Raw genomic sequence first — 23,025 nt, 5'->3', positions numbered from 1 at the left:
TTAGATGTCTGATATTATGAAATACGTTGTGATATTAAATGATTATTTGACAGCGGTTTTGTCATGTGATATAGTATCTAAGGTGAATTGAATACAGTTTGGTACAAGTAGAGGCTACCCGCTTCTCACCTGAATAACGCTTTCTAAAGTTGTTTCCAGGTATGTGATTGACTATTAAAGCCATTTATATATGCTTAATAATCAGGTGCGGGTGTTTCGACACTCGCATCTTTTTTTGTTTGCTTCAAGCATGCAGAAAAAGGTCCGAGTGCGTCGACCAAAGCCGTGTATTCTTTTAATAAACCTTGGAGGTGGCTAATTATTAGCAAAGACATGATCTTAAACGAAACGATTCGTGCCCGTGAAGTACGTCTTATCGATCAAAACGGTGAGCAACTTGGGATTAAAACCAAGAATGAAGCTCTTGAAATTGCTGAACGTGTAAATCTTGATCTTGTTCTTGTTGCTCCAAATGCAAAACCGCCCGTTGCTCGTATCATGGACTACGGTAAGTTTAAGTTTGAACAACAGAAGAAAGAAAAAGAAGCACGTAAGAATCAGAAGATCATCAATCTTAAAGAGGTTCGTTTAAGCCCGACGATTGATGAGCATGATTTCAACACTAAGCTTCGTAACGCTCGTAAGTTCCTTGAAAAAGGAGACAAAGTTAAAGCGTCAATCCGATTTAAAGGTCGTGCGATTACGCACAAAGAAATTGGTCAACGTGTTCTGGATCGCTTCAGTGATGAGTGTAAAGATGTAGCAACCGTTGAATCAAAACCGAAAATGGATGGTCGCAGTATGTTCTTGGTGCTTGCACCAGTTAACGAAAAATAAAGGACCCGAGGAGGAAAAGCATCATGCCAAAAATGAAAACTCACCGCGGCTCAGCTAAGCGTTTCAAGAAAACAGGTTCTGGTAAACTTAAACGTTCACACGCTTACACAAGCCACTTATTCGCAAACAAATCTACTAAAGCAAAGCGTAAGCTACGTAAAGCGGCTGTTGTCTCTAAAGGAGATTTCAAACGCATTCGTCATATGCTTGACAACCTAAAATAAGAGTAATAGAAACAGGAGGGAATTATTATGCCACGCGTAAAAGGCGGAACAGTAACACGCAGACGTCGTAAAAAAGTTCTTAAATTAGCCAAAGGTTATTTCGGTTCAAAACACACTTTATATAAAGTAGCAAATCAACAAGTCATGAAATCATACATGTATGCTTATCGTGACCGTCGCCAAAAGAAACGTGACTTCCGTAAACTATGGATCACACGTATCAATGCGGCTGCACGTATGAACGGTCTTTCTTACAGCCGTTTAATGCACGGATTAAAGCTTGCTGGTATCGAAGTAAACCGCAAAATGCTTGCTGAGCTTGCGATTTCTGACGAAAAAGCATTCAACCAATTAGCTGACGCTGCTAAAGCTCAACTAAACAAATAATAAACTGCTAAGTTAGCAGACAAAAAGGACTGGCCCCTGGCCGGTCCTTTCTTATATAAATCTCATTGGAAAGCAGGTAGAAATCATGGGTACATTAACAGGTATCTTATATCTATATGCCATTGTCATCAATATCATCGGTTTTATCATCATGGGCAGAGATAAAAGAAAAGCTCAGCGAAATGAATACCGCATAAAAGAGAATACATTGTGGCAGGTCGCGATTCTGGGAGGCAGCATCGGCGCCTATATGGGGATGAAGGTATACAGACATAAAACGAAACATAAAGTATTCGCTTTCGGGTTTCCGCTGCTCGTCATGCTTCATAGTCTGCTTTTTATCTGGCTGAATACTAAATTGTAGATAGAAAAATTTTCATTCTTTAACCCGTCTTCATTACATACTATATAGAGAGTGTCTATAACAGCTTAGAAAAGCAGAAGGAGGTCACCTTAGCCATGGACGAACGGTTAGTTGCTGCATTCGCCCTCATGGAAGCTAGTGGATATATGGCTCCTGTTCTGTTTATCTTGTTTCATATCCTGAGGCAATTTTTGTTTATCCCGGTAGCCCTTGTATGTATGGCGGGAGGAGTGCTATTCGGAAGCATATTCGGCACTCTGTATTCATTAATCGGATTGACGCTCTTATCCATTACTTTTTACTTTGTTATAAAGAGCTTTACATCTTTCTATGAAAAGCTTCTGAGACTGAAGGAAAAATGGTTTGGAAGGAATGCTACTCTCACAACCGGTCAAATTGCTATACTGCGGTTAATTCCTTTTGTCCATTATCAGTTGTTGAACCTTTGTTTACTTGAACGCAAGAAAAAGCTTAAACCTTTCATCCGGGCCTCTGTTATTTCCAATATTCCCCTGGCGTTTTTTTACACGGTTTTCGGTCAATACATCAAACAATTTTCCCCTCCTATTCTCGTTATGATTTTCCTGGCACTCATCGTCCTATTTTATCTTCTAAGAGAAAAAGTAAGAGTGATTGAATGGAGAGAGTTCTTTCCGGGTAAATAAAAAACGGCTGGCCAGCCGTTTTTTTTACTGCTTTCTTTGAAGGAATTCACGGATCGGACTTTTCCAATCCAGCTTTGCGTTAGGGTATCTTTCTTTAATTTCATTTTGAAGGTATTGAAAATCTTCTTGAGTCAATCCCTTTAAAGAAGAGATGTTTTTTGACCAAACAAAGATGGAAACCACCTCGAAGGATTTTTCTGTTGCCCCTAAATACTTTTCTCCTTCAAATAGAACTCCTTTATACGTCACGTGGAAATTCTTACGTACATTTTCCTGATCATCGAGAAAGTAAAAACGTTTCTGCTCCTGGGCAAGTTCCAGCTTTCGCTTTGGGTCCATAATGTATTTCACACTGCGGTATAATAGATAAAGAATAATGAAAAAAATCACTAACCGAATAAGCCAAAGCATTACCATTACCTCCCTAGGCATAAGTCTTCTCCTAATATTTACGATAAAAACAGAAAAAGGTTTCATTTTATTTAAAATTTATTTGAAAATTTGTCATACTAAGAGAGAACATCAGAAATATAATAGGCATCATGAGGGGAGAAAACGTCATGAATATTGAAAAGTTATTGGATATGCAGGAGAAGCTGGATCAGCATATTGAAGAAGAACACGGATTGCAAAACGCAGATTTAATTGAAAAGAAAATCCTTGCCCTGCTTGTAGAAGTTGGGGAACTGGCAAATGAAACAAGAAGCTTTAAGTTTTGGAGTAAGAAATCATCTTCATCAAAGGAAGTGATCCTTGAAGAATTTGTAGATGGAATCCATTTCATCCTATCACTGGGACTTGAAATCGGCATCCAGCAATTTGATTTAGGGGAAACCAATTACGGAAATGAAGATGTCACGAAACAATTCCTGGAAGTATTCAAAGCGGCCAATCATTTTGCTGAAGAGCGTTCCGTTGGGCATTTTCAACAATTGTTCAGGCATTATGTGTATTTGGGTGAGCTGTTAGGGTTCTCTCATGAAGAGGTATTTGATGCTTATGTAAAGAAGAATGAAGTGAATTATTATCGTCAAAAAGAAGGATATTGATCCGTGACATCTGCTGCTGGATAGTAAAGAAGATTCAGGAAATTTTGATGAATCGGACAGGTTTTAGTATAATGAGAGTGTATAAACATTTAGGGGGTCGAAACAGTGGCGAAATTAGATGAAACATTGACAATGCTCAAGGATTTAACTGATGCAAAAGGTGTGCCGGGAAATGAAAGAGAAGTACGAAACGTAATGAAGCGATACATAGAGCCATTTGCAGATGAAATGACAACAGATAACCTTGGAAGCTTGATTGCTAAAAAAGTCGGAGATGAGAACGGACCTAAAATCATGGTGGCCGGTCATCTTGATGAAGTTGGATTCATGATCACTCAAATCGACAGCAAAGGGTTCCTGCGTTTTCAAACAGTAGGCGGCTGGTGGTCACAAGTCATGCTTGCCCAGCGTGTGACGATTGTGACGGGTAAAGGAGAAGTAACGGGTATAATTGGCTCGAAACCACCACATATCCTGCCTCCGGAAGCTCGTAAAAAGCCTGTTGATATTAAAGATATGTTTATTGATATCGGTGCTTCAAGCCGTGAAGAGGTACAGGAGTGGGGAGTGAAGCCAGGGGATATGGTTGTCCCTCATTTCGAATTTACGGTGATGAACAATGAAAAAATGCTTCTTGCGAAAGCCTGGGATAACCGCATAGGATGCGCGATTGCCATTGATGTACTGAAAAACCTGAAAGGTCAAGAGCATCCAAACGTGGTATATGGTGTAGGAACAGTGCAGGAAGAAGTCGGCCTGCGTGGAGCGAGAACGTCAGCATCTAAGATCCAGCCTGACATTGCATTTGGTGTAGATGTTGGAATTGCAGGAGATACACCTGGTGTTTCTGATAAAGAAGCATCGAGTAAAATGGGTGAAGGCCCTCAAATCATCCTTTATGATGCATCCATGGTTTCACACAAAGGACTTCGTGACTTTGTAACAAATACAGCGGATGAGCATAACATTCCTTATCAATTTGATGCCATTGCTGGTGGTGGTACAGATTCAGGTGCGATTCATTTAACGGCAAACGGAGTTCCTGCTTTATCGATTACCATTGCGACCCGCTATATTCATTCCCATGCAGCAATGTTGCATCGCGATGATTATGAGAACGCGGTTAAACTGATTACAGAAGTTATCAAGAAGTTAGATAAAGATACAGTGGCGAAGATTACATTTGATTGATTGAAATGAAGAGACCCTATTCGATTAGGGTCTCTTGTTTATGAAAAAAGTAGATCTGCCATTAAAAAGTCATTTGCTCCGATAAGGTCATGTCAGCATCGATTGTCTTTTTGATAATGCGAATGGCACTCTCATTGTCCTCGTCTGTTTCTGAGGCCATGCAATCCTTCGGTATCGATATTTCATACTCCCTCATATAGGCATCATTGGCGGTATAAAGCACACAGATATCCCCTGCAATTCCTGTTAAAATCAGATGTTCTACATCCAGCTGGTGAAGCAGGATATCAAGTTGCGTCCCAAAAAAACACGAATGCTTCGGTTTGATGATAAAATAGTCATCTGTATCAGGGTGAAGTCTGTCGATAACGGTTTCTCCTTTTTTCATTTTGCAGTGCTCGATGATGTCATTCATATTGTCCTGCCATAGACCGTAGTTATCATTCACATAAATGACCGGAATGCCCGAATCCTTCGCTTTCCTCTTGAGTCCGCGGATATTATCTACAATCTCCAGAGTGTTTTCGTATAACTTCTCTCCACCATGGAAATCAAAAGTATTAATCATATCGATGATCAATAATGCGCTTTTCTTTTGGTTCATACATTCGTTTCCCCTTCCGTTTACCTTTGTATGTTTTCATTACCACTGAAAGAGTAATACTAAAACAAAACTGGAGAAAAATTTATAATGGGGAAGGAAAAAACAAGGGCAACCCCTAGAAAGGGTCGCCCTTGTTCTTACTGTGTTTGTTGCTGTTGCAATGATTCCTCTAATGTTTCGAGGACCATTTTTTGTTCCTGGGGATCTGCGTTTTGCCAGAAGACTTCAAGGAGTACACCCAGTCCAGGGAGGGTTTTTTCTTCTCCGCCTTGGATTGCATCGACGATGGTGTCTCTCAGTTCGTCCTGGTTGTTGCCAGATACGTTGTGTATGATTGCTTTTCGTAAGTTAAGATTCATCACACATTTCTCCTTTTTGATTGTTGAGGAATTCATTGTTATCTTGTCTCAAATTGAATTTATTATGTAGGAAAGTTAAGGTATAATGAGACCTTGAATAGTAACCTAAAGGAGCGGATACGATTGAAGTATATTCAATCCTCGAAAAATCCTGTTGTGAAGCAGTGGAAGAAATTATTAACCAAAAAAGAACGAGACCTTACTCGCACATACATAGTTGAAGGCTTTCACCTGGTGGAAGAAGCATTAAAGCAAGAAGATACTGTTCTTGAACTCATCCTTGTGGAAGGAATTGATCTGCCGCAGAAATGGACAGTAGACTCAGTTACCATGACGATGGTATCAGAAGAGGTCGGTAAAGCTTTGACCGATACCGAGACACCACAAGGAGTTTTCGCCGTATGTAAGCAAAAAGAAGATGAGCATGACATTGAGAAAGCACAAGCCCTCATGCTCTTAGACGGACTTCAAGATCCGGGGAATATCGGGACGATCATTCGAACAGCTGATGCAGCTGGCATTGATATGATCGTGTTGGGAAAGGGGACAGTTGATCCTTATAATCCTAAGGTATTACGCTCTGCACAAGGAAGTCACTTTCATATTCCTATCGTCAGAAAAGAACTGCCTGAAACCATTTCAGCACTGAAAGAGCGCGGCATTCCCGTTTATGGGACGGCTCTTGAAAATGGTGTGGAGTATACCAAGATAAAGCCACAATCTTCTTATGCCCTCATCGTAGGAAATGAAGGAAATGGCATGTCGAAGGAGCTCTTAAGGGAGACCGATCAAAACCTTTACATTCCTATCTACGGAAAGTGTGAATCATTAAATGTAGCGATCGCTGCGGGTGTTTTATTATACTATTTTAAAAATGGGCAGTGAATTTCTTGAAAAGGTTTGAAATTTGCCTGGAAATTCACTATAATAATGCACATATAACTTAAAAAACGTTGAAAGAGGAAAGTAGCACATGACCTTCTTCAAGGGAGAGGATGCCCTGGACTGTAAGCATTCTTAAGAAAGCATGATGTGAAGATTTCACCTCTCGAGTTGGCATCGGGACCATTCATTTGATGAATGTAAAGATGCTCCGGCAAAGCCGTTATCCGAATGAAGTGAGTATGTCTGCCTATAAGGCTTTTTGCGAAAGCAAAATAACCATGGGATATACTTATAAGGGTGGTACCGCGATATAAACCTCGTCCCTTTTTGGGATGGGGTTTTTTTATTTGTTTTTAAACCAATCCAGTAGGATCATTCGGACGATATACATTAAAGGAGGAAGTATATATGGAGGACAAATTACGATCCCTTCAACAAGAAGCAATCGAAAAAGTGAACGAAGCACAGGACTTAAAAGAACTGAACAATATCCGTGTAGCTTATCTGGGTAAAAAAGGACCCGTAACTGAAGCCTTAAAAGGAATGGGAAAACTTTCAGCGGAAGAACGTCCAAAAATGGGGGCCCTTGCGAATGAAGTTCGTGGAGCCATTACAGAAACACTTGAAGCGAAGCAGGCCATTCTTGAAAAAGAAGCGGTTGAAAAGAAGCTTCAATCTGAAACGATCGATGTTACATTACCGGGGCGCCCTGTTAAAAAGGGAAATCATCATCCGCTCACGATGATTGTGGAAGAAATTGAAGATTTATTTATCGGAATGGGCTATACCGTTGCTGAAGGACCGGAAGTGGAAAAGGATTATTATAATTTTGAAGCACTGAACCTTCCTAAGGGACACCCGGCCCGGGACATGCAGGATTCCTTCTATATTACGGAAGAAACCCTTCTGCGTACTCACACTTCTCCGGTGCAAGCAAGAACGATGGAACTGGCCAAAGGCAAAGGACCAATTAAAATTATTTGTCCAGGGAAAGTGTATCGTCGTGATACAGATGACGCAACACACTCACATCAATTCACTCAAATCGAGGGACTCGTCATCGATGAAGACATCCGCATGAGTGACTTGAAAGGAACGCTAAATGTGTTTGCGAAGAAAATGTTCGGCGAAGACCGGGAAATCCGCTTGCGCCCAAGCTTCTTCCCGTTTACAGAGCCTTCAGTCGAAATGGATATCTCATGTAAAATCTGTGGTGGAAAAGGCTGTCGTGTATGTAAAGGAACTGGATGGATCGAAATTCTTGGAGCAGGAATGGTTCACCCGAACGTACTCGAAATGGCAGGGTTTGATTCAAAGAAATATACAGGATTCGCATTCGGAATGGGACCTGAACGTATTGCCATGCTGAAATACGGAATCGATGATATCCGTCATTTCTACACAAACGACACGCGCTTTGTCACTCAGTTCGGAACAGAAGAGTAAAAGAAAATCGGTAGGAGGTACTAACACATGTTTGTTTCATATAAATGGTTAGAAAATTATGTAGACTTAACGGGTGTATCACCTGAAGAGTTAGCAGAGAAGATTACAAGAAGCGGGATTGAAGTTGAAGGTGTTGAACGGATCGGGGAAGAAATCAAAAATGTGGTCGTCGGCCATGTATTACAATGTGAGCCACATCCTGATGCGGATAAATTAAATAAATGCTTAGTGGATGTAGGGGAAGAAGAACCTGTCCAAATCATTTGCGGAGCACCGAATGTGGCGAAGGGTCAAAAAGTGGCTGTCGCAAAGGTTGGAGCGGTCCTGCCGGGTAACTTCAAGATCAAGAAAGCGAAGCTTCGAGGTGAAGTATCTCACGGGATGATTTGTTCCATGCAAGAGCTTGGCGTAGAAGGAAAGCTTGTACCGAAAGAACATGCAGAGGGAATTTATGTGTTCTCAGATGATGCTGAAGTAGGAAGAGATGCAGTTGAAATATTGAATCTTGATGATGCGATTTTGGAATTGGGCTTAACACCTAATCGTTCGGATTGCTTAAGCATGCTGGGAGTGGCGTATGAAGTAGCAGCCATTTTGGATCGTGACGTAAAGCTTCCTGAAACGGGGCTAACCGAAGGAAACGAAAAGGCATCGGATTATGTATCGGTAAGAGTAGAGGCGAAAGAAGATAACCCTCTATACGGTGCCAAAATCATCAAAGATGTGAAAATCGGTCCATCTCCATTATGGATGCAAAATGCGTTGATCTCAGCCGGGATCCGACCACATAATAACGTAGTCGATATTACGAACTATGTACTATTGGAATATGGTCAGCCTCTTCACGCATTTGATTACGACCGCCTGGACTCGAAGGAGATCCTTGTCCGCCGTGCGACTGATGGGGAGAGATTCGTCACACTGGATGATGCAGAAAGAACCTTATCAAGCAGCCAGCTTGTCATTACGAATGGTACGGAGCCGGTCGCTCTTGCAGGAGTGATGGGTGGAGCGAATTCTGAGGTCCAAAACGATACAACGACTGTCCTTCTTGAGGCGGCTTATTTCACCGGGGCGATTGTCAGGGGAGCCTCCAAAGATCACGGACTGCGCAGTGAAGCGAGCACACGATATGAAAAGGGAGTCGATCCTGATCGTGTCCTGAAAGCAGGGGAGAGAGCTGCCCAACTGATGGTCGAATATGCACAGGGGAAAGTGCTTGAAGGAACGGTATTATTTAACGAACTTGAAGTTGAGCCTGTTAAAGTAGAGATTACGTTAGAAAAAATCAATTCTTCACTGGGAACGTCCATCTCGGCTGACACAGTCGAAGATATCTTCCGTCGACTTCAATTTGATGTAGAAGTCAATGGAGAAACGTTTGTTGTAACGGCTCCTACAAGACGGGGGGATATTACCATCCCTGAAGATTTACTTGAAGAAGTGGCACGTCTTTTCGGTTATGACAACCTTCCGCTGACATTGCCTAAGGGAGAATCAACACCTGGCGGACTTTCAAATCATCAGTTGAAACGCCGTACGGTTCGCCGTTATTTAGAGGGAGCAGGCCTCCTGCAGGGGATTACGTATTCTTTAACTAATGATAAGAAAGCAACACAATATGCACTGGACGTAAGAGAGCCTGTACGCTTATTGATGCCAATGAGTGAAGAGCGGAGCAATCTACGATTAAGCATCATTCCACAGCTTCTTGAAGTGCTTTCGTACAACAAAGCACGACAAAATGACTCACTTGCCTTTTATGAAGTGGGATCCGTTTTCTTACAGGAACCAGGAGAAGAGCTTCCTAAGGAAGAAGAGCATATTGCAGGGGCTATGACAGGCCTTTGGCATTTGCATCCTTGGCAGGGAGAGAAAAAGCCTGCTGACTTCTACGTAGCGAAAGGTATCCTTGAAGGACTGTTCGAAGAAATCGGCGTTTCTAACGCAATTACTTACCGCCAGGCAGCGATAGAAGGCATGCACCCTGGAAGAACGGCTGAAATCCTATTGGACAATGAAGTCATCGGATTTGTAGGAGCGATTCATCCGGAAGCGGAAAAAGACTTGGACCTGAACGAAACCTATGTGTTCGAACTGAAGGCATCACCAATCTTCCATTACGAAAAGCCGGCATTAAGCTACACGCCAATCCCGCGTCATCCATCGATCACGAGAGACATCGCCCTTGTAGTGGATACAAATGTGAAAGCAGGGGAGCTGGAAACCATCATTAAAGACGCTGGAGGCAAGCTTCTGAAAGAAGTTTCAGTCTTCGATCTTTATGAAGGGGAGCATATGGAAGCAGGCAAGAAATCCTTAGCGTTCTCCTTGAAGTATTTCGATCCGGAGAAGACATTGACGGATGAGGAAGTAGTCAAAGTACATGATAAAGTACTGGAAACAGTGAAAGCAAAAGCAGGAGCCGAGTTGAGAGGATAATACGGCTTAAAGTGTAAGGGTGTCAGACAATGGTCTGGCACCTTTTTGCTGTTTGGAGAGGGTTTTGCCTGTTAAAAAATCAAGGAATTTTGACAGGAGAATATCCAGGGAATTTAATCAGGTGAATATTGAAGTGAATTTAACAGGCGAATATCCAAGAGATTTTAACAGGAGAATATTCCGGGAATTTCAACAGGTAAATATCGTTCATAATTCAACGGCTGAATCCAAGATAACACGACCATCCAAATAGAAATCCCCACCGGAATAACCGATGGGGATTTTATTTATTTCCTGGCTAACCTGATCGCCTTCTCACTATTGGCAAAATGCCATTTCGTCATAGACTTTAATTCTTCAATCCCTTTACGTTTGATGATTTTCGCAGCTGCAACGTCTACATGCTTACCGGCACCTTTAGGTATTTCGACACCGGCTTTTTCACTCAATTTGTCCATTTCCTTTAAGAAGGCATAACGGGCAATGATCGATGCTGCGGCTACAGCTAGATGGATGCTTTCACCTTTTGTACTGAAGTACACGCGATCTCTTTGGATTTTCTTTTGTGCAGAAACATGTTTGTAGTATGTATTCTTTTCAACAAACTGATCAATCAATATTCCTTCAGGTAGTTCCGGGTCCATTTTTTCTAACAGATTCAGGATCGCCTGATTGTGCAAGAGGGCCTTCATCTTCCCCTGCGTCATTCCTTTTTCTTGCATGGCATTGTATTTAGGGTTGTGCAGAATGAGCAATGAATACGGAATTGCTGAAATTAAATCCCTTGCAATTTTGATGATTTGAGGGTCGGATAAATTTTTGGAATCCTTAACTCCGAGCTCCTTCATGAGTGGAATATGGTCCCTCTTCACGTAAGCACTCACCACAGTGATCGGTCCGAAAAAGTCGCCTGTACCCACTTCGTCGGATCCGATGACAGACCATTGGGCAAAGTTTTCAGGCAGTGTCGTCGTTCCCTTGGAAGGTGACTTCACCTTTGGCGGTTCACTGCTGCCCCACTGACTTGATTCTCCTTCTCCATTAGATCCCTGAAACAACACTTTCCCCGATTTATATGCCGTGATCGTACAGCCGGAAGGCTTTGCTACAAAAACGGCACCCGGGGGCAGTTTGTCCGTTAATACGTTTCCGTAATGCTGTTTCATTTTCTCTATCATTTCTTTGTTAGCTTGAATGACGGTATTAGCCAAGTTTCTCTCTCCTTATGACAAAATTCTTGAGTATTATAAAAAATGTGAGCTTATATGACAAATTCCTTCCAAAATCAAAAGATTTCGTGGTATGATTATGTTTAGGATTCTTATGAATGGGGGGCTTTCAGGTTGTCTGATGAACAAAGAAATCGCACCACTGTAGACATATATGGTCAACAATATACGATTGTTGGGACTGAATCAACAAGTCAGATCCGTTTTGTTTGTTCGAAAGTGGATGACAAAATGAGAGAAATCAACTCCATGAATCCCTCTCTCGACACAGGCAGGCTTGCCGTTCTGACAGCGGTGAATGCCGTGAATGATTATCTCAAACTTCAAGAAAAGTTCGAGGAGCTGGAACGAGAAATTAAACGATTAAAGGATTGAAAATAAGATGCTGGACTTAGCTTTGTTAATCATCCTGGTGATAGGATTTTTAATAGGTTTGAAACGTGGATTCATTTTGCAGGTCATCCACATATTCGGATTTATTGTTGCTTTTATTGTAGCATACATATATTATGATCAGCTTGCACCAAAATTAACTTTATGGATTCCTTATCCTGTTCTGGACGAGCAATCCACGTTAAATATGATTTTTGAATCGACGAATTTAGATCAAGCATATTACCGGGTAATTGCATTCGCCATGATATTCTTTGCGGTGCGAATCATTCTGCAAATCATTGGATCGATGCTGGACTTCGTTGCCCATCTTCCTCTCCTGAAGCAGTTGAATGTTCTTGGCGGGGGAGTATTAGGCTTTATAGAAGCATACTTAATGATTTTTATTCTATTATTTATTGCCGTATTATTGCCGATCGAGTCGGTTCAAGCATTCATTAATAACTCGTTTATCGCACAAGCGATGGTGAAACATACTCCTGTTTTCTCTGATATGGTGAAATCTTGGTGGATTGAATATGTAGCCTAAAGAAGGGGCTGACTATAAGTATGGAACTCAGGTTCGTTAGGCTGACCTTAACGAAAAATGTTCATCTTATATGTCAGTCTTTTTTCTTTTTAAACCAATTTTGCTACTATATAAATGGAGTCGTTTTGCTTTTGCTGGGGACTGGGAAGCATAAAGGATCCTAATCGTTAATTCTAAGATAGAGGGTGAATCTCTTGAATAAAAAAGATATTATAAAATTATTAGAGCAAATTGCGATATATATGGAATTGAAGGGCGAAAACTCTTTTAAAATATCCGCCTATCGAAAAGCGGCGGCTGCACTTGAGAATGATGACCGGAGCTTACAGGAAATCAGTGACTTTACGAAGCTGAGCGGAATAGGCAAAGGAACGGCTGGAGTAATCGTGGAATACATAAACGAAGGCACATCTTCTGTCCTTGAAGAGTTAAAGGAAGAAGTTCCAAAGGGATTGATCCCCCTTCTTCAATTACCTGGTTTAGGTGGAAAGAAAATTGCCAAGCTTTATAGTGAACTCGGGGTAGAAAATATAGAAGATCTGGAGGAAGCTTGTAAAGCAAATAAAGTACAAGGTTTAGCAGGCTTCGGTAAGAAGACGGAAGAGAAGATCTTGGCCTCCATCGAACAGGTCGGAAAAAGACCTGATCGTCTGCCGATCGCTTTTATGAATGGGATTGCTGAGGAGATTGAAGGTTTTCTTTTCGGCATGGACAGCATCCAAACTTTTTCAAGAGCGGGAAGCTTAAGAAGAATGAGGGAAACCATCAAGGACCTTGATTTCATTTTGGCGACAGAGCACCCCAAAGAGGTAAAGGAAGGGCTGTTGAAGTTGCCCAATATCGTTGAGACCATTGCGGCAGGAGATACGAAAGTATCACTTACTCTTTCGTATAATTGGGATGTAAGCATCGATTTTCGAATCGTGAAGCCTGAAGAATTTGCTACGGCCCTTCACCATTTTACCGGATCAAAGGACCATAATGTCCGCATGCGTCAGCTGGCGAAAGAACGCGGTGAGAAAATCAGTGAATATGGCGTCGAGAATAGTGAAACCGGTGAGGTAAAGACATTTAAAAGCGAAGAAGAATTTTATCACCATTTTGATTTGCCCCTGATCCCGCCTGAGCTGAGGGAAGATGGGAAAGAAGTGGAAGAGTTCCATAAGGATTATTCCCTTATCACATTAGAAGATATAAAGGGTGATCTTCATATGCACACCACCTGGTCGGATGGGGCATTTTCGATTGAAGAAATGGTAGAGGCTTGCCGAGCCAAAGGATATCAATATATGGCCATCACAGATCACTCCCAGTACTTACGTGTGGCAAATGGGCTGACAACGGAACGATTACTCAAGCAAATAGATGAGATAAAGGAAATAAACAAAAAGTATGATGATATAGAAGTCCTTTCAGGAATCGAAATGGATATCCTTCCTGATAGTACATTGGACTATGATGATGACATCCTTGAAAAAGTAGACCTTGTGATTGCCTCGATTCACTCGAGTTTTTCACAGTCCCAAGAAAAGATCATGGAAAGGTTAACAACGGCCCTGAAGAGTGCCCATGTGGATATCATCGCTCATCCCACTGGGAGAATCATTGGACGAAGAGAAGGCTACGACGTAGATATGGATCTTCTTATCCGGCTGGCGAAAGAAACCGGTACGGCATTGGAGCTTAATGCAAACCCCAATCGTCTGGATCTGTCTGCTGAAAATATCCGAAAAGCCCAAGAACAGAATGTGAAATTGGTGATTAACACAGATGCTCATAGCACTGATCACCTCGAATTTATGAAGATAGGGATTGGAACGGCCCGCAAAGGCTGGATCAAAAAAGAATCCGTGATCAATGCGTGGGATAAAAAAGAGTTAATCGAATTTATTAAGCGAAACTGATAAAGGTGGAATACATTCCGTGAATTCTAAAGTATTAAAGACGTTAGAGTTTGATAAAATCAAAGAATTATTAAAGCAATATGCTGCATCCGCACTTGGGCATGCAAGGGTATCCGCTCTCATGCCATCCGTAGAGTATGAAGAAATTACAGCTCTTCATGAAGAGACAGATGAAGCCATGACCGTCCTCAGGTTGAAAGGTCATGCCCCATTAGGCGGGATTTTCGATATACGTCCACACGTAAAGCGTGCACAAATAGGTGGGATGCTTTCTCCTTCAGAGTTTGTTCAGGTAGCGAGTACGATTCGTGCAAGCAGGAAGCTGACGCTTTTTGTAGAGGAGTTACTGGAAGAAGAGGTGGACATTCCCCTGCTTCAAGAGAAAATGGGTACGGTCATTCCCCTTCCCTATTTAGAACAGGATATAAGGAAAGTCGTGGATGATAACGGAGGAATCCTGGATACAGCCAGTGAAGCACTCCGCACCATCCGTACTCAGCTTCGGGCCAATGAAGGACGAATCCGGGAAAAACTTGAACGGATGATCCGCTCATCCAACGCTCAAAAAATGTTATCCGATGCGATCATCACGATTCGTAATGATCGATACGTGATTCCAGTAAAACAGGAGTACAGAGGTCAATATGGTGGTATCATTCATGATCAATCCTCATCGGGGCAAACCCTGTTTATTGAACCGGAAGCAATTGTTCAGCTGAATAATCAACTGCGTGAGCTTCGATTAAAAGAACAAACAGAAATCGAAAAAATTCTCCAAGAACTCTCTGAAAGCGTACAAGAATCCGGGGAAGAACTGCTCTTGATTGTCAGCGTTTTATCAGACATCGATTTTATGTTTACAAAAGCCAAGTTCGGACGATCCATCAAAGGGTCAAAACCGACGATCAATAATGAACGCCGGGTGAGGCTGAACAAAGCCCGACATCCTCTTCTGCCGATTGATGAAGCGGTGGCGAATGACATCGAGTTGGGGACTGATTTTTCTTCCATTGTCATCACCGGGCCAAATACCGGGGGGAAAACCGTTACCCTGAAAACATTGGGATTAACGAGTTTAATGGCACAGGCCGGGCTCCCGATCCCTGCCCTTGATGGATCTGAAGTGGGCGTCTTCCGTACCATTTACGCTGATATCGGGGACGAGCAATCGATTGAACAAAGTTTAAGTACCTTCTCCTCCCATATGGTCAATATCGTGGACATCCTTAAAAAGGTAGACCATGAAAGCTTAGTGCTGTTTGATGAACTGGGTGCCGGTACAGATCCTCAAGAAGGTGCTGCACTGGCCATCTCCATTTTGGATGAAGTACATGGAACTGGTGCAAGAGTCGTGGCGACCACCCACTATCCTGAATTGAAAGCGTACGGGTACAATCGTGAAGGAGTCGTGAATGCAAGTGTGGAATTTAATGTAGAGACATTGAGTCCTACCTATAAGCTCTTGCTTGGAGTTCCCGGAAGAAGTAATGCATTTGAGATTTCGAAGCGTTTAGGACTTTCAGATCCGGTCATTCAGAGAGCGAAGTCCCACATCGGAACGGATAGTAAAGAAGTGGAGAATATGATTGCCTCCCTCGAAGACAGCAGACGTCAGGGTGAACGGGAGCTTGAGGAAGCACATGAACTCTTAAGACAGGCTGAAAAGATGCATAAAGATATGCAGAAGCAAATGATGGAGTATTACGAGAAAAAGGATACACTGTACGAAAAAGCTCAACAAAAAGCCACTGAAGTCGTTGAAAAGGCGAAGGCAGAAGCTGAACAAGTGATCAAGGATTTAAGAAAAATGCAGAAGGAAAAATCAGCTCAAATCAAAGAGCATGAACTGATCCAGGCGAAGAAACAATTGGAAGAAGCTGCACCTAAATTGAAAACGTCCGGTCAAAAGAAAAAAGTCAATCAAACGAAGCATGAATTAAAACCAGGGGACGAAGTCAAAGTCTTAAGCTTTGATCAAAAAGGCCACTTGGTTGAACGAGTGTCTGCGAAAGAATGGCAAGTACAGATGGGCATCATGAAAATGAAGGTGAAGGAATCAGATCTTGAATTCATTCAATCTCAACAGAAGGTTGAAACCAAGCCACTGGCCACAGTGAAAGGGAAAGACTTTCACGTCAGCCTTGAGCTTGATCTACGTGGTGAGCGTTTTGAAAATGCGTTATCGAGAGTAGAGAAGTACATCGATGATGCACTCCTCGCAGGGTATCCCCGCGTTTCCATTATCCATGGGAAAGGTACTGGAGCTTTAAGACAGGGAGTTCAAGAGTACTTGAAAAATCACCGTTCGGTTAAAAACATTCGTTTTGGAGATGCAGGCGAAGGTGGAACGGGAGTCACGGTCGTTCAATTTAAATAAGACTCTGCCCATATGTACGAATTCTAAATAGGACGGCTTAATTAAATCGGTAAAGGGAGCTTTACGATGGAGAACTTTTGGGAAAATGAATTTGTTCAAACAGCTGGTAATTACAGTGTGGTCATTTTATGTTTGATTCTGTTCCTTGCCATTTTTGAATTGGTAACAAAGTATAGAAATTGGGAAGAAATAAAAAAGGGTAATATGGCCGTGGCGATGGCAACTGGTGGGAAAATATTTGGGATTGCGAATATTTTCCGCCACTCCATCAGCCACAATGATACCATCCTGACCACAATAGGATGGGGTGTGTTCGGCTTTTTTCTATTACTGATCGGCTATTTCATTTATGAATTTCTGACACCGAAATTTAAAATTGACGAAGAAATTGCAAATGATAACCGGGCGGTGGGCTTCATTTCATTAGTTATTTCAGTTGGTTTATCCTATGTAATAGGAGCCGGTATATCGTAAGGAGAGGGAATATGGAAACATTGGCAAAATTTTTGCTCACTCTATGTGGGGGCTTTTTACTCGTTGGGATCATTTATATGCTGTTCTTTACGTAGCGTTTGAACCTATAACGAGATTCAACACAATCGATGTACTCTGTGAAGAGAGCTTGAAGATTGAAACAATGCTAAAATAATAATGTACGAGCAGACTGTCATATGGTTGAATAGGCAGTCTTTTTTCTTTGATAAAATCATCTGCAAGGAAGGTCAAGCCTGAGAAGTAGGAAAAAAGTATCGAGTGGATTGATTTCAAATTGTAACTGAAGTCCCCTTATATTATAATAGTGAATAGAAGAAATTTTCTAAAAATTCACAAGGAGGGATAACAATGAATAAACCATGGTTTGCTGAATATCCAGCAGAGATTCCCACGGAGTTAAATTTAATCGAAAAACCACTGCAGTCCTATTTAACTGAAGCAGCTACCCTTTATAACAGTAAAGTTGCCATTCAATTTATGGGCAAGGAAATGACCTACAAAGAATTACATGAATCCGCACTCAAGTTCGCTCAGTACCTTAAATCACTGGGAATCAAGAAAGACGATCGGGTTGCGATCATGCTGCCGAATACTCCTCAATCCGTAATCGCGTACTATGGCATTCTCTACGCAGGTGGAATTGTCGTACAAACCAATCCCTTATATATGGAAAGGGAAATTGAATACCAAATGAAGGACTCAGGTGCCAAGGTGATCCTGACATTGGATATTCTATATCCAAGAGTGTCAAAAGTGATGAAGAATACCGGACTTGAGCACATTATTGTAACCGCTATCAAAGACTACCTTCCATTTCCTAAGAATCTCATCTACCCATTCATCCAGAAGAAACAATACGGCATTGTTGTGAAAGTGGACCATTCAGGACAGAATCATTTATTTACTGAGATCATGAAAACGGCCAAACCGGAAATTACACAACAGGCATTTGATTTTGAAAATGATGTGGCTCTACTTCAATACACAGGCGGGACGACAGGTTTCCCGAAAGGGGTTATGCTCACTCATAAGAACCTTGTCGCCAATGCTTCCATGTGTGATGCGTGGCTTTATAAATGTAAAAAAGGAGAAGAGCGGGTCCTTGGAATCCTTCCATTCTTTCATGTGTACGGAATGACAGCCGTTATGATATTATCCGTCATGCAGGGATATAAAATGATCTTACTGCCTAAATTTGATCCCGAAACGACCTTGAAAACCATTCAAAAGCAGAAACCGACCTTATTTCCCGGTGCACCTACCATCTATATCGGCTTGCTGAATCATCCTGAACTGAAGAATTATGACTTATCCTCCATCGATTCATGCCTTAGTGGAAGCGCGCCATTGCCTGTTGAAGTGCAGCAGCAATTCGAAGATGTCACCGGAGGGAAACTCGTTGAGGGCTATGGATTGACAGAATCTTCACCTGTCACTCATTCCAATTTCCTTTGGGATAAAGAAAGAATAAAGGGAAGCGTCGGAGTTCCTTGGCCGAGTACGGATGCAGCCATCTTCTCACTGGAAACAGGAGAACCGCTTCCACCGAACGAAATGGGTGAAATCGTCGTGAAAGGTCCTCAAGTGATGAAAGGTTACTGGAATCGTCCGGAGGAAACCGAACAAACGTTAAGGGATGGCTGGCTATTGACGGGGGATTTGGGTTATATGGATGAGAGAGGTTACTTCTATGTTGTGGATCGCAAGAAGGATATGATCATTGCCGGAGGCTTTAATATTTACCCACGTGAGATCGAAGAGGTCCTTTATGAACATCCTGCGATCCAAGAGGTTGTAGCTGCAGGCGTCCCAGATGAATACAGGGGAGAAACCGTAAAGGCGTATGTGGTCCTGAAAGAAGGAGAAGTCCTGACAGAGGAGGAACTCAACGAATTTGCCCGTAAATACCTGGCTGCCTACAAGGTGCCCCGGATTTATGAATTTAGAAAAGAGCTTCCCAAAACGGCTGTAGGAAAAATATTACGAAGAGCACTTGTAGAAGAGGAGCGCCAAAAGATAGAGGAAGAGCAGAAAACAAGTTAATTGAATACCATTGGCTTTTTCTTTTTGTTGTATAATTGGACAAGGTATCTCTTCTTGACAAGTAAAGAGAAACCTTTTATTATAAAAATATGAATGAACAGTCATTCATATTTTCTTAAGGCAGGTCAAGAACTCATGAAACGAAATAAACCTAAATACAAGCAAATTATCGATGCTGCTGTTATCGTTATAGCCGAAAATGGTTACCATCAGGCACAAGTGTCCAAGATCGCGAAGCAGGCCGGGGTCGCTGATGGAACGATTTATCTCTATTTTAAAAATAAAGAAGATATCCTGATTTCGTTGTTTAAAGAAAAAATGGTACTCTTTGTCGAAAAAATTGAGGAAGTTATAGCAGGAAAACAGACAGTTTCAGAGAAATTATTAGTGATGATTGAAAATCATTGTAAAATTCTGTCGGATGATCACCATCTAGCGATTGTAACACAACTGGAGCTCAGGCAATCCAATAAGGATATCCGTTTAAAAATCAATGATGTACTAAAAGGATATCTGCAATTAGTCGATAAAATTCTGATTAGCGGAATAGAATCGGGAGAGTTTTCAAGTGAACTGGATGTCCGGCTGGCTCGTCAAATGATTTTCGGGACTCTGGATGAAATGGTGACAACGTGGGTGATGAACGATCAGAAATATGACTTAGTAGCTCAAGTCCCTGCTATTCACAAACTATTACTTCATGGGTGTGGCGGCAGGAACTAAATTAGTTTAGGGGGATGAGAGATGGAAAGTTTATCATGGTCATTAGAGGGAAAGGTAGCAACGGTTCTAATCCAAAGACCTCCTGCTAATGCATTAGCCAGTGGACTTATTAAAGAAATCGATTCAGTTCTGGATGAGCTTGAAGAAAACGCCGATGTCAGAGTGATCTTACTGAAAGGTGAGGGACGCTTCTTCTCTGCGGGTGCTGACATTAAAGAATTCACGACGATTGAAAGTGGTGAAGAATTCTCTCAATTGGCGAAAAAAGGCCAGGACGTTTTTGAACGCATGGAGAACTTTTCAAAGCCTATCATTGCAGCGATTCATGGAGCCGCTTTAGGTGGAGGATTGGAGCTTGCAATGGGATGTCACATCCGATTGGTCAGCGAGAACGCAAAGCTTGGTTTACCAGAGCTTCAGTTAGGGCTTGTTCCTGGATTTGCCGGCTCCCAGCGCTTACCGAAATTGGTAGGAAGGGCAAAAGCGGCAGAAATGTTATTAACGAGTGAGCCAATCAGCGGAACTGAAGCTGTACAGTGGGGACTTGCCAATAAAGCATACCCTGAAGATCAGCTCTTCGATAAAGCGAAAGAAATGGCCGATAAGATTGCGAAGAAGAGCCCTGGAGCGATGAAAGCAGCCATTGAGCTGTTAAGTTATACAAAAGATGACCGTTTCTATGAAGGTGTAATGAGAGAATCGGATCTTTTCGGTGAAATATTTGTATCAGCTGATGCCAAAGAGGGTATTTCAGCGTTTGTTGAAAAGCGTGAACCGCACTTTAAAGGCTAGAATACATTCTTGTAATATAGTAAACTCTTATTGAGGGGCAGTCTTGAATGGACGTTTCTGTTCAAGCTGCCCATTCAAAGGGGTTAAATTGTCGAAATCTTTTTAAGGGAAAGAATGTTTACATTATTAGGAGGGACTTACGAATGAACATCTATGTACTTTTGAAAAGAACGTTTGATACTGAGGAGAAAATTTCGATCCAAAACGGTCAAATTGCTGAAGATGGAGCTGAATTTATCATAAATCCTTACGATGAATATGCAGTGGAAGAAGCTATTCAAGTACGCGATGCACATGGTGGAGAAGTGACGGTCGTGTCAGTTGGCGGAGAAGAAAGTGAGAAGCAACTGAGAACCGCTTTGGCGATGGGGGCAGATAAAGCAGTCCTTATCAACACAGAAGACGATCTTGATTATGGAGATCAATTCACTACAGCGAAAATTTTGGCCCACTATTTAAAAGAGCAGGAAGTAGACTTAATTCTTGCAGGTAATGTTGCCATTGATGGTGGATCTGGACAAGTTGGTCCCCGTGTAGCTGAACAACTTGATATCCCTTATGTAACAACGATCACGAAATTGGAAATTGATGGTGAAACGGTTACAGTCACTCGTGATGTAGAAGGGGATTCAGAGGTGATTGAAACATCTCTACCATTGTTAGTAACGGCACAACAAGGTTTGAATGAGCCGCGCTATCCATCACTGCCAGGAATCATGAAGGCAAAGAAAAAGCCTCTTGATGAAGTGGAACTTGATGATTTAGATTTAGATGAAGATGAAGTAGAAGCTAAAACAAAAACAATTGAAATCTACCTTCCACCGAAGAAGGAAGCAGGTAAAGTGTTAGAAGGCGAATTGGATGCTCAAGTATCAGAGCTTGTTTCACTTCTTCGTAATGAAGCGAAAGTTATATAAGGCAAGGTCACAGGAATAACTAACATTCAGGGGGTATTTAACATGGCGAGAAAAGTATTAGTACTTGGAGAAGTTCGTGACGGATCATTACGTAATGTTTCCTTTGAAGCAATTGCGGCAGGTAAAACAGTATCTGAAGGCGGAGAAGTAGTAGCCGTTTTAATTGGTAAAAGTGTAAGCGCTTTAGGAGAAGAATTGATTCAGTATGGAGCAGACAAAGTAGTGGTTGTCGAAAACGATAAGCTGGAACAATATACTTCAGACGGTTATTCACAAGCGATTCTTTCTGTGATTGAGGAAGAGAAACCAGAAGGAATTATCTTTGGACATACAGCCCTTGGGAAAGACTTATCTCCTAAAGTGGCAAGCAAATTAAGTTCAGGATGTATCTCGGATGCGACAGACCTTGAGGAAGCTGGCGGGAACCTCGTTTTCACAAGACCGATTTACTCAGGCAAAGCATTTGAAAAGAAAATCGTGACTGACGGATTGATTTTTGCGACGATTCGCCCTAATAACATCGAGCCATTAGCGAAAGATGAGTCACGTACAGGAGAAGTCACTTCCCTTTCCGTTGACATCAAGGACTTACGTACAATCATTAAAGAAGTCGTTCGTAAAGCAAGCGAAGGTGTAGACTTATCTGAAGCGAAAGTCATTATTGCCGGCGGGCGTGGAGTGAAAAGTGAAGATGGATTCAATCCCCTTAAGGAACTGGCAGATGTACTTGGTGGAGCTGTTGGGGCATCTCGTGGAGCATGTGATGCCGATTACTGTGACTATTCCCTACAGATTGGTCAAACAGGTAAAGTGGTAACGCCTGACCTCTATATTGCATGTGGTATTTCTGGAGCAATCCAGCATTTAGCAGGGATGTCGAATTCTAAAGTCATCGTTGCGATCAATAAAGATCCTGAAGCGAACATCTTTAACGTAGCGGATTATGGAATCGTGGGTGACCTGTTCGAAGTAGTACCGATGCTGACTGAAGAGTTTAAGAAGCTTAAAGTATCTTCTTCTTAATTCAATTCACGTTTCAAGTAGCGTCTAGAGGGTATGAGCATATTATGTAGTGAAAATAAGGATGCAGCCGGACGGCTGCTCCTTATTTTTCTTCCCTGTATATTCCGTTATTTGAAGGGAATATTACCTACGAGCAGATAAATAGCA

General features: G+C 41.9%; 24 protein-coding genes and 1 other annotated feature. Of the genes, 20 read left to right on the top strand and 4 right to left on the bottom strand.

The annotated features are described in order from the left end of the window. Nucleotides 1–99: 99 nt before the first annotated feature. Nucleotides 100–241 (top strand) — a sequence feature (ribosomal protein L20 leader region). 92 nt (nt 242–333) lie between these two features. The 5 genes from infC (at nt 334) to Q1B03_RS05205 (ending at nt 2,477) form a co-directional block, all read left to right on the top strand. Beyond that, nucleotides 334–837 (top strand): translation initiation factor IF-3, encoded by a 504-nt coding sequence (gene infC, locus Q1B03_RS05225; protein ID WP_044340447.1) that lies wholly within the window; start codon nt 334–336, stop codon nt 835–837. A 23-nt stretch (nt 838–860) separates the two neighbouring features. Beyond that, nucleotides 861–1,061, top strand: a complete 201-nt coding sequence (rpmI, locus tag Q1B03_RS05220; RefSeq protein WP_032087387.1) for a 50S ribosomal protein L35 — start codon at nt 861–863, stop codon at nt 1,059–1,061. A gap of 27 nt (nt 1,062–1,088) precedes the next feature. After that, entirely contained in the window at nt 1,089–1,448 is a 360-nt protein-coding gene (gene rplT, locus Q1B03_RS05215; RefSeq protein ID WP_034757014.1) for a 50S ribosomal protein L20, read from the top strand. Between the two features lie 85 nt (nt 1,449–1,533). Further along, complete coding sequence (locus Q1B03_RS05210; RefSeq protein WP_299738932.1) at nt 1,534–1,812, top strand: DUF1294 domain-containing protein; 279 nt, start codon at nt 1,534–1,536, stop codon at nt 1,810–1,812. Nucleotides 1,813–1,907: 95 nt separating this feature from the next. Next, nucleotides 1,908–2,477: a TVP38/TMEM64 family protein gene (locus Q1B03_RS05205; RefSeq protein WP_299738930.1), complete on the top strand. Its 570-nt coding sequence runs from the start codon at nt 1,908–1,910 to the stop codon at nt 2,475–2,477. Between the two features lie 24 nt (nt 2,478–2,501). Here the strand turns inward: Q1B03_RS05205 and Q1B03_RS05200 are convergent, their stop codons facing one another. Beyond that, complete coding sequence (locus Q1B03_RS05200; protein ID WP_299738929.1) at nt 2,502–2,888, bottom strand: sigma-w pathway protein ysdB; 387 nt, start codon at nt 2,886–2,888, stop codon at nt 2,502–2,504. 149 nt (nt 2,889–3,037) lie between these two features. Here Q1B03_RS05200 and Q1B03_RS05195 point away from each other — a divergent pair, with 149 nt between their 5' ends. Continuing rightward, nucleotides 3,038–3,526, top strand: coding sequence for a dUTP diphosphatase (locus tag Q1B03_RS05195; RefSeq protein ID WP_299738927.1), 489 nt, complete (start codon nt 3,038–3,040; stop codon nt 3,524–3,526). A 105-nt stretch (nt 3,527–3,631) separates the two neighbouring features. After that, nucleotides 3,632–4,717 carry a M42 family metallopeptidase gene (locus Q1B03_RS05190; RefSeq protein WP_299738924.1) on the top strand — a complete coding sequence of 362 codons (1,086 nt, stop codon included), beginning with the start codon at nt 3,632–3,634 and terminating at the stop codon, nt 4,715–4,717. Nucleotides 4,718–4,778: 61 nt separating this feature from the next. Here Q1B03_RS05190 and Q1B03_RS05185 read toward each other — a convergent pair whose 3' ends face one another. Together Q1B03_RS05185 and sspI are read right to left on the bottom strand one after the other, a co-directional pair. Continuing rightward, on the bottom strand, nt 4,779–5,321 hold the full coding sequence (locus Q1B03_RS05185; RefSeq protein WP_299738921.1) for a cysteine hydrolase family protein: 543 nt from the start codon (nt 5,319–5,321) through the stop codon (nt 4,779–4,781). Between the two features lie 137 nt (nt 5,322–5,458). Then, nucleotides 5,459–5,680 carry a small acid-soluble spore protein SspI gene (gene sspI, locus Q1B03_RS05180; protein WP_113969566.1) on the bottom strand — a complete coding sequence of 74 codons (222 nt, stop codon included), beginning with the start codon at nt 5,678–5,680 and terminating at the stop codon, nt 5,459–5,461. A gap of 123 nt (nt 5,681–5,803) precedes the next feature. On the opposite strand from sspI, the gene Q1B03_RS05175 reads away from it, so the two are divergent. From Q1B03_RS05175 to pheT, 3 genes are all read left to right on the top strand, one after another. Beyond that, a complete protein-coding gene (locus Q1B03_RS05175; RefSeq protein ID WP_299738914.1) occupies nt 5,804–6,565 on the top strand; it encodes an RNA methyltransferase in 762 nt (253 codons plus the stop codon). Between the two features lie 408 nt (nt 6,566–6,973). Continuing rightward, nucleotides 6,974–8,011: a phenylalanine--tRNA ligase subunit alpha gene (gene pheS, locus Q1B03_RS05170; protein WP_113969564.1), complete on the top strand. Its 1,038-nt coding sequence runs from the start codon at nt 6,974–6,976 to the stop codon at nt 8,009–8,011. Nucleotides 8,012–8,038: 27 nt separating this feature from the next. Continuing rightward, nucleotides 8,039–10,453 (top strand): phenylalanine--tRNA ligase subunit beta, encoded by a 2,415-nt coding sequence (gene pheT, locus Q1B03_RS05165; protein WP_299738909.1) that lies wholly within the window; start codon nt 8,039–8,041, stop codon nt 10,451–10,453. A 287-nt stretch (nt 10,454–10,740) separates the two neighbouring features. Here the strand turns inward: pheT and rnhC are convergent, their stop codons facing one another. Further along, nucleotides 10,741–11,664, bottom strand: coding sequence for a ribonuclease HIII (gene rnhC, locus Q1B03_RS05160; RefSeq protein ID WP_299738907.1), 924 nt, complete (start codon nt 11,662–11,664; stop codon nt 10,741–10,743). Between the two features lie 132 nt (nt 11,665–11,796). Here rnhC and zapA point away from each other — a divergent pair, with 132 nt between their 5' ends. From zapA to Q1B03_RS05110, 10 genes are all read left to right on the top strand, one after another. Beyond that, nucleotides 11,797–12,057 carry a cell division protein ZapA gene (gene zapA, locus Q1B03_RS05155; RefSeq protein WP_299738905.1) on the top strand — a complete coding sequence of 87 codons (261 nt, stop codon included), beginning with the start codon at nt 11,797–11,799 and terminating at the stop codon, nt 12,055–12,057. A 7-nt stretch (nt 12,058–12,064) separates the two neighbouring features. Then, complete coding sequence (locus tag Q1B03_RS05150) at nt 12,065–12,604, top strand: CvpA family protein (RefSeq protein WP_299738902.1); 540 nt, start codon at nt 12,065–12,067, stop codon at nt 12,602–12,604. 194 nt (nt 12,605–12,798) lie between these two features. Then, entirely contained in the window at nt 12,799–14,508 is a 1,710-nt protein-coding gene (polX, locus tag Q1B03_RS05145) for a DNA polymerase/3'-5' exonuclease PolX (RefSeq protein ID WP_299738900.1), read from the top strand. Between the two features lie 19 nt (nt 14,509–14,527). Then, nucleotides 14,528–16,885, top strand: coding sequence for an endonuclease MutS2 (locus Q1B03_RS05140; protein ID WP_299738897.1), 2,358 nt, complete (start codon nt 14,528–14,530; stop codon nt 16,883–16,885). Nucleotides 16,886–16,951: 66 nt separating this feature from the next. Continuing rightward, nucleotides 16,952–17,359: a DUF350 domain-containing protein gene (locus Q1B03_RS05135; RefSeq protein ID WP_299738895.1), complete on the top strand. Its 408-nt coding sequence runs from the start codon at nt 16,952–16,954 to the stop codon at nt 17,357–17,359. Between the two features lie 363 nt (nt 17,360–17,722). Further along, the gene (locus Q1B03_RS05130; protein ID WP_299739655.1) at nt 17,723–19,423 is read left to right on the top strand and encodes a long-chain-fatty-acid--CoA ligase; all 1,701 of its coding nucleotides are present in this window, start codon (nt 17,723–17,725) and stop codon (nt 19,421–19,423) included. Nucleotides 19,424–19,558: 135 nt separating this feature from the next. Further along, nucleotides 19,559–20,146: a TetR/AcrR family transcriptional regulator gene (locus Q1B03_RS05125; protein WP_299738893.1), complete on the top strand. Its 588-nt coding sequence runs from the start codon at nt 19,559–19,561 to the stop codon at nt 20,144–20,146. A 21-nt stretch (nt 20,147–20,167) separates the two neighbouring features. Then, nucleotides 20,168–20,938, top strand: a complete 771-nt coding sequence (locus tag Q1B03_RS05120; RefSeq protein ID WP_299738891.1) for an enoyl-CoA hydratase — start codon at nt 20,168–20,170, stop codon at nt 20,936–20,938. Nucleotides 20,939–21,081: 143 nt separating this feature from the next. Next, a complete protein-coding gene (locus tag Q1B03_RS05115; RefSeq protein WP_299738889.1) occupies nt 21,082–21,855 on the top strand; it encodes an electron transfer flavoprotein subunit beta/FixA family protein in 774 nt (257 codons plus the stop codon). Between the two features lie 42 nt (nt 21,856–21,897). Continuing rightward, nucleotides 21,898–22,878 carry an electron transfer flavoprotein subunit alpha/FixB family protein gene (locus tag Q1B03_RS05110; RefSeq protein ID WP_299738887.1) on the top strand — a complete coding sequence of 327 codons (981 nt, stop codon included), beginning with the start codon at nt 21,898–21,900 and terminating at the stop codon, nt 22,876–22,878. Nucleotides 22,879–23,025 lie beyond the last annotated feature (147 nt).

Source organism: uncultured Rossellomorea sp. (assembly GCF_947488365.1).
In the GTDB taxonomy this organism is placed as follows: domain Bacteria; phylum Bacillota; class Bacilli; order Bacillales; family Bacillaceae_B; genus Rossellomorea.
Note: the sequence above shows the minus strand (reverse complement) of the source record. Positions and strands in the feature narration are given on the sequence as shown.

What these genes read in the sequence shown, in the direction of transcription:
- Q1B03_RS05115 (WP_299738889.1), top strand. Translation starts at nt 21,082, where the DNA reads ATGAACATCTATGTACTTTTGAAAAGAACGTTTGATACTGAGGAGAAA.
- Q1B03_RS05210 (WP_299738932.1), top strand. Translation starts at nt 1,534, where the DNA reads ATGGGTACATTAACAGGTATCTTATATCTATATGCCATTGTCATCAAT.
- sspI (WP_113969566.1), bottom strand. Translation starts at nt 5,680, where the DNA reads ATGAATCTTAACTTACGAAAAGCAATCATACACAACGTATCTGGCAAC.
- Q1B03_RS05120 (WP_299738891.1), top strand. Translation starts at nt 20,168, where the DNA reads ATGGAAAGTTTATCATGGTCATTAGAGGGAAAGGTAGCAACGGTTCTA.
- pheS (WP_113969564.1), top strand. Translation starts at nt 6,974, where the DNA reads ATGGAGGACAAATTACGATCCCTTCAACAAGAAGCAATCGAAAAAGTG.
- Q1B03_RS05150 (WP_299738902.1), top strand. Translation starts at nt 12,065, where the DNA reads ATGCTGGACTTAGCTTTGTTAATCATCCTGGTGATAGGATTTTTAATA.
- rplT (WP_034757014.1), top strand. Translation starts at nt 1,089, where the DNA reads ATGCCACGCGTAAAAGGCGGAACAGTAACACGCAGACGTCGTAAAAAA.
- Q1B03_RS05200 (WP_299738929.1), bottom strand. Translation starts at nt 2,888, where the DNA reads ATGCTTTGGCTTATTCGGTTAGTGATTTTTTTCATTATTCTTTATCTA.
- Q1B03_RS05205 (WP_299738930.1), top strand. Translation starts at nt 1,908, where the DNA reads ATGGACGAACGGTTAGTTGCTGCATTCGCCCTCATGGAAGCTAGTGGA.
- pheT (WP_299738909.1), top strand. Translation starts at nt 8,039, where the DNA reads ATGTTTGTTTCATATAAATGGTTAGAAAATTATGTAGACTTAACGGGT.
- Q1B03_RS05110 (WP_299738887.1), top strand. Translation starts at nt 21,898, where the DNA reads ATGGCGAGAAAAGTATTAGTACTTGGAGAAGTTCGTGACGGATCATTA.
- Q1B03_RS05195 (WP_299738927.1), top strand. Translation starts at nt 3,038, where the DNA reads ATGAATATTGAAAAGTTATTGGATATGCAGGAGAAGCTGGATCAGCAT.
- rpmI (WP_032087387.1), top strand. Translation starts at nt 861, where the DNA reads ATGCCAAAAATGAAAACTCACCGCGGCTCAGCTAAGCGTTTCAAGAAA.
- Q1B03_RS05185 (WP_299738921.1), bottom strand. Translation starts at nt 5,321, where the DNA reads ATGAACCAAAAGAAAAGCGCATTATTGATCATCGATATGATTAATACT.
- Q1B03_RS05125 (WP_299738893.1), top strand. Translation starts at nt 19,559, where the DNA reads ATGAAACGAAATAAACCTAAATACAAGCAAATTATCGATGCTGCTGTT.
- infC (WP_044340447.1), top strand. Translation starts at nt 334, where the DNA reads ATGATCTTAAACGAAACGATTCGTGCCCGTGAAGTACGTCTTATCGAT.
- Q1B03_RS05135 (WP_299738895.1), top strand. Translation starts at nt 16,952, where the DNA reads ATGGAGAACTTTTGGGAAAATGAATTTGTTCAAACAGCTGGTAATTAC.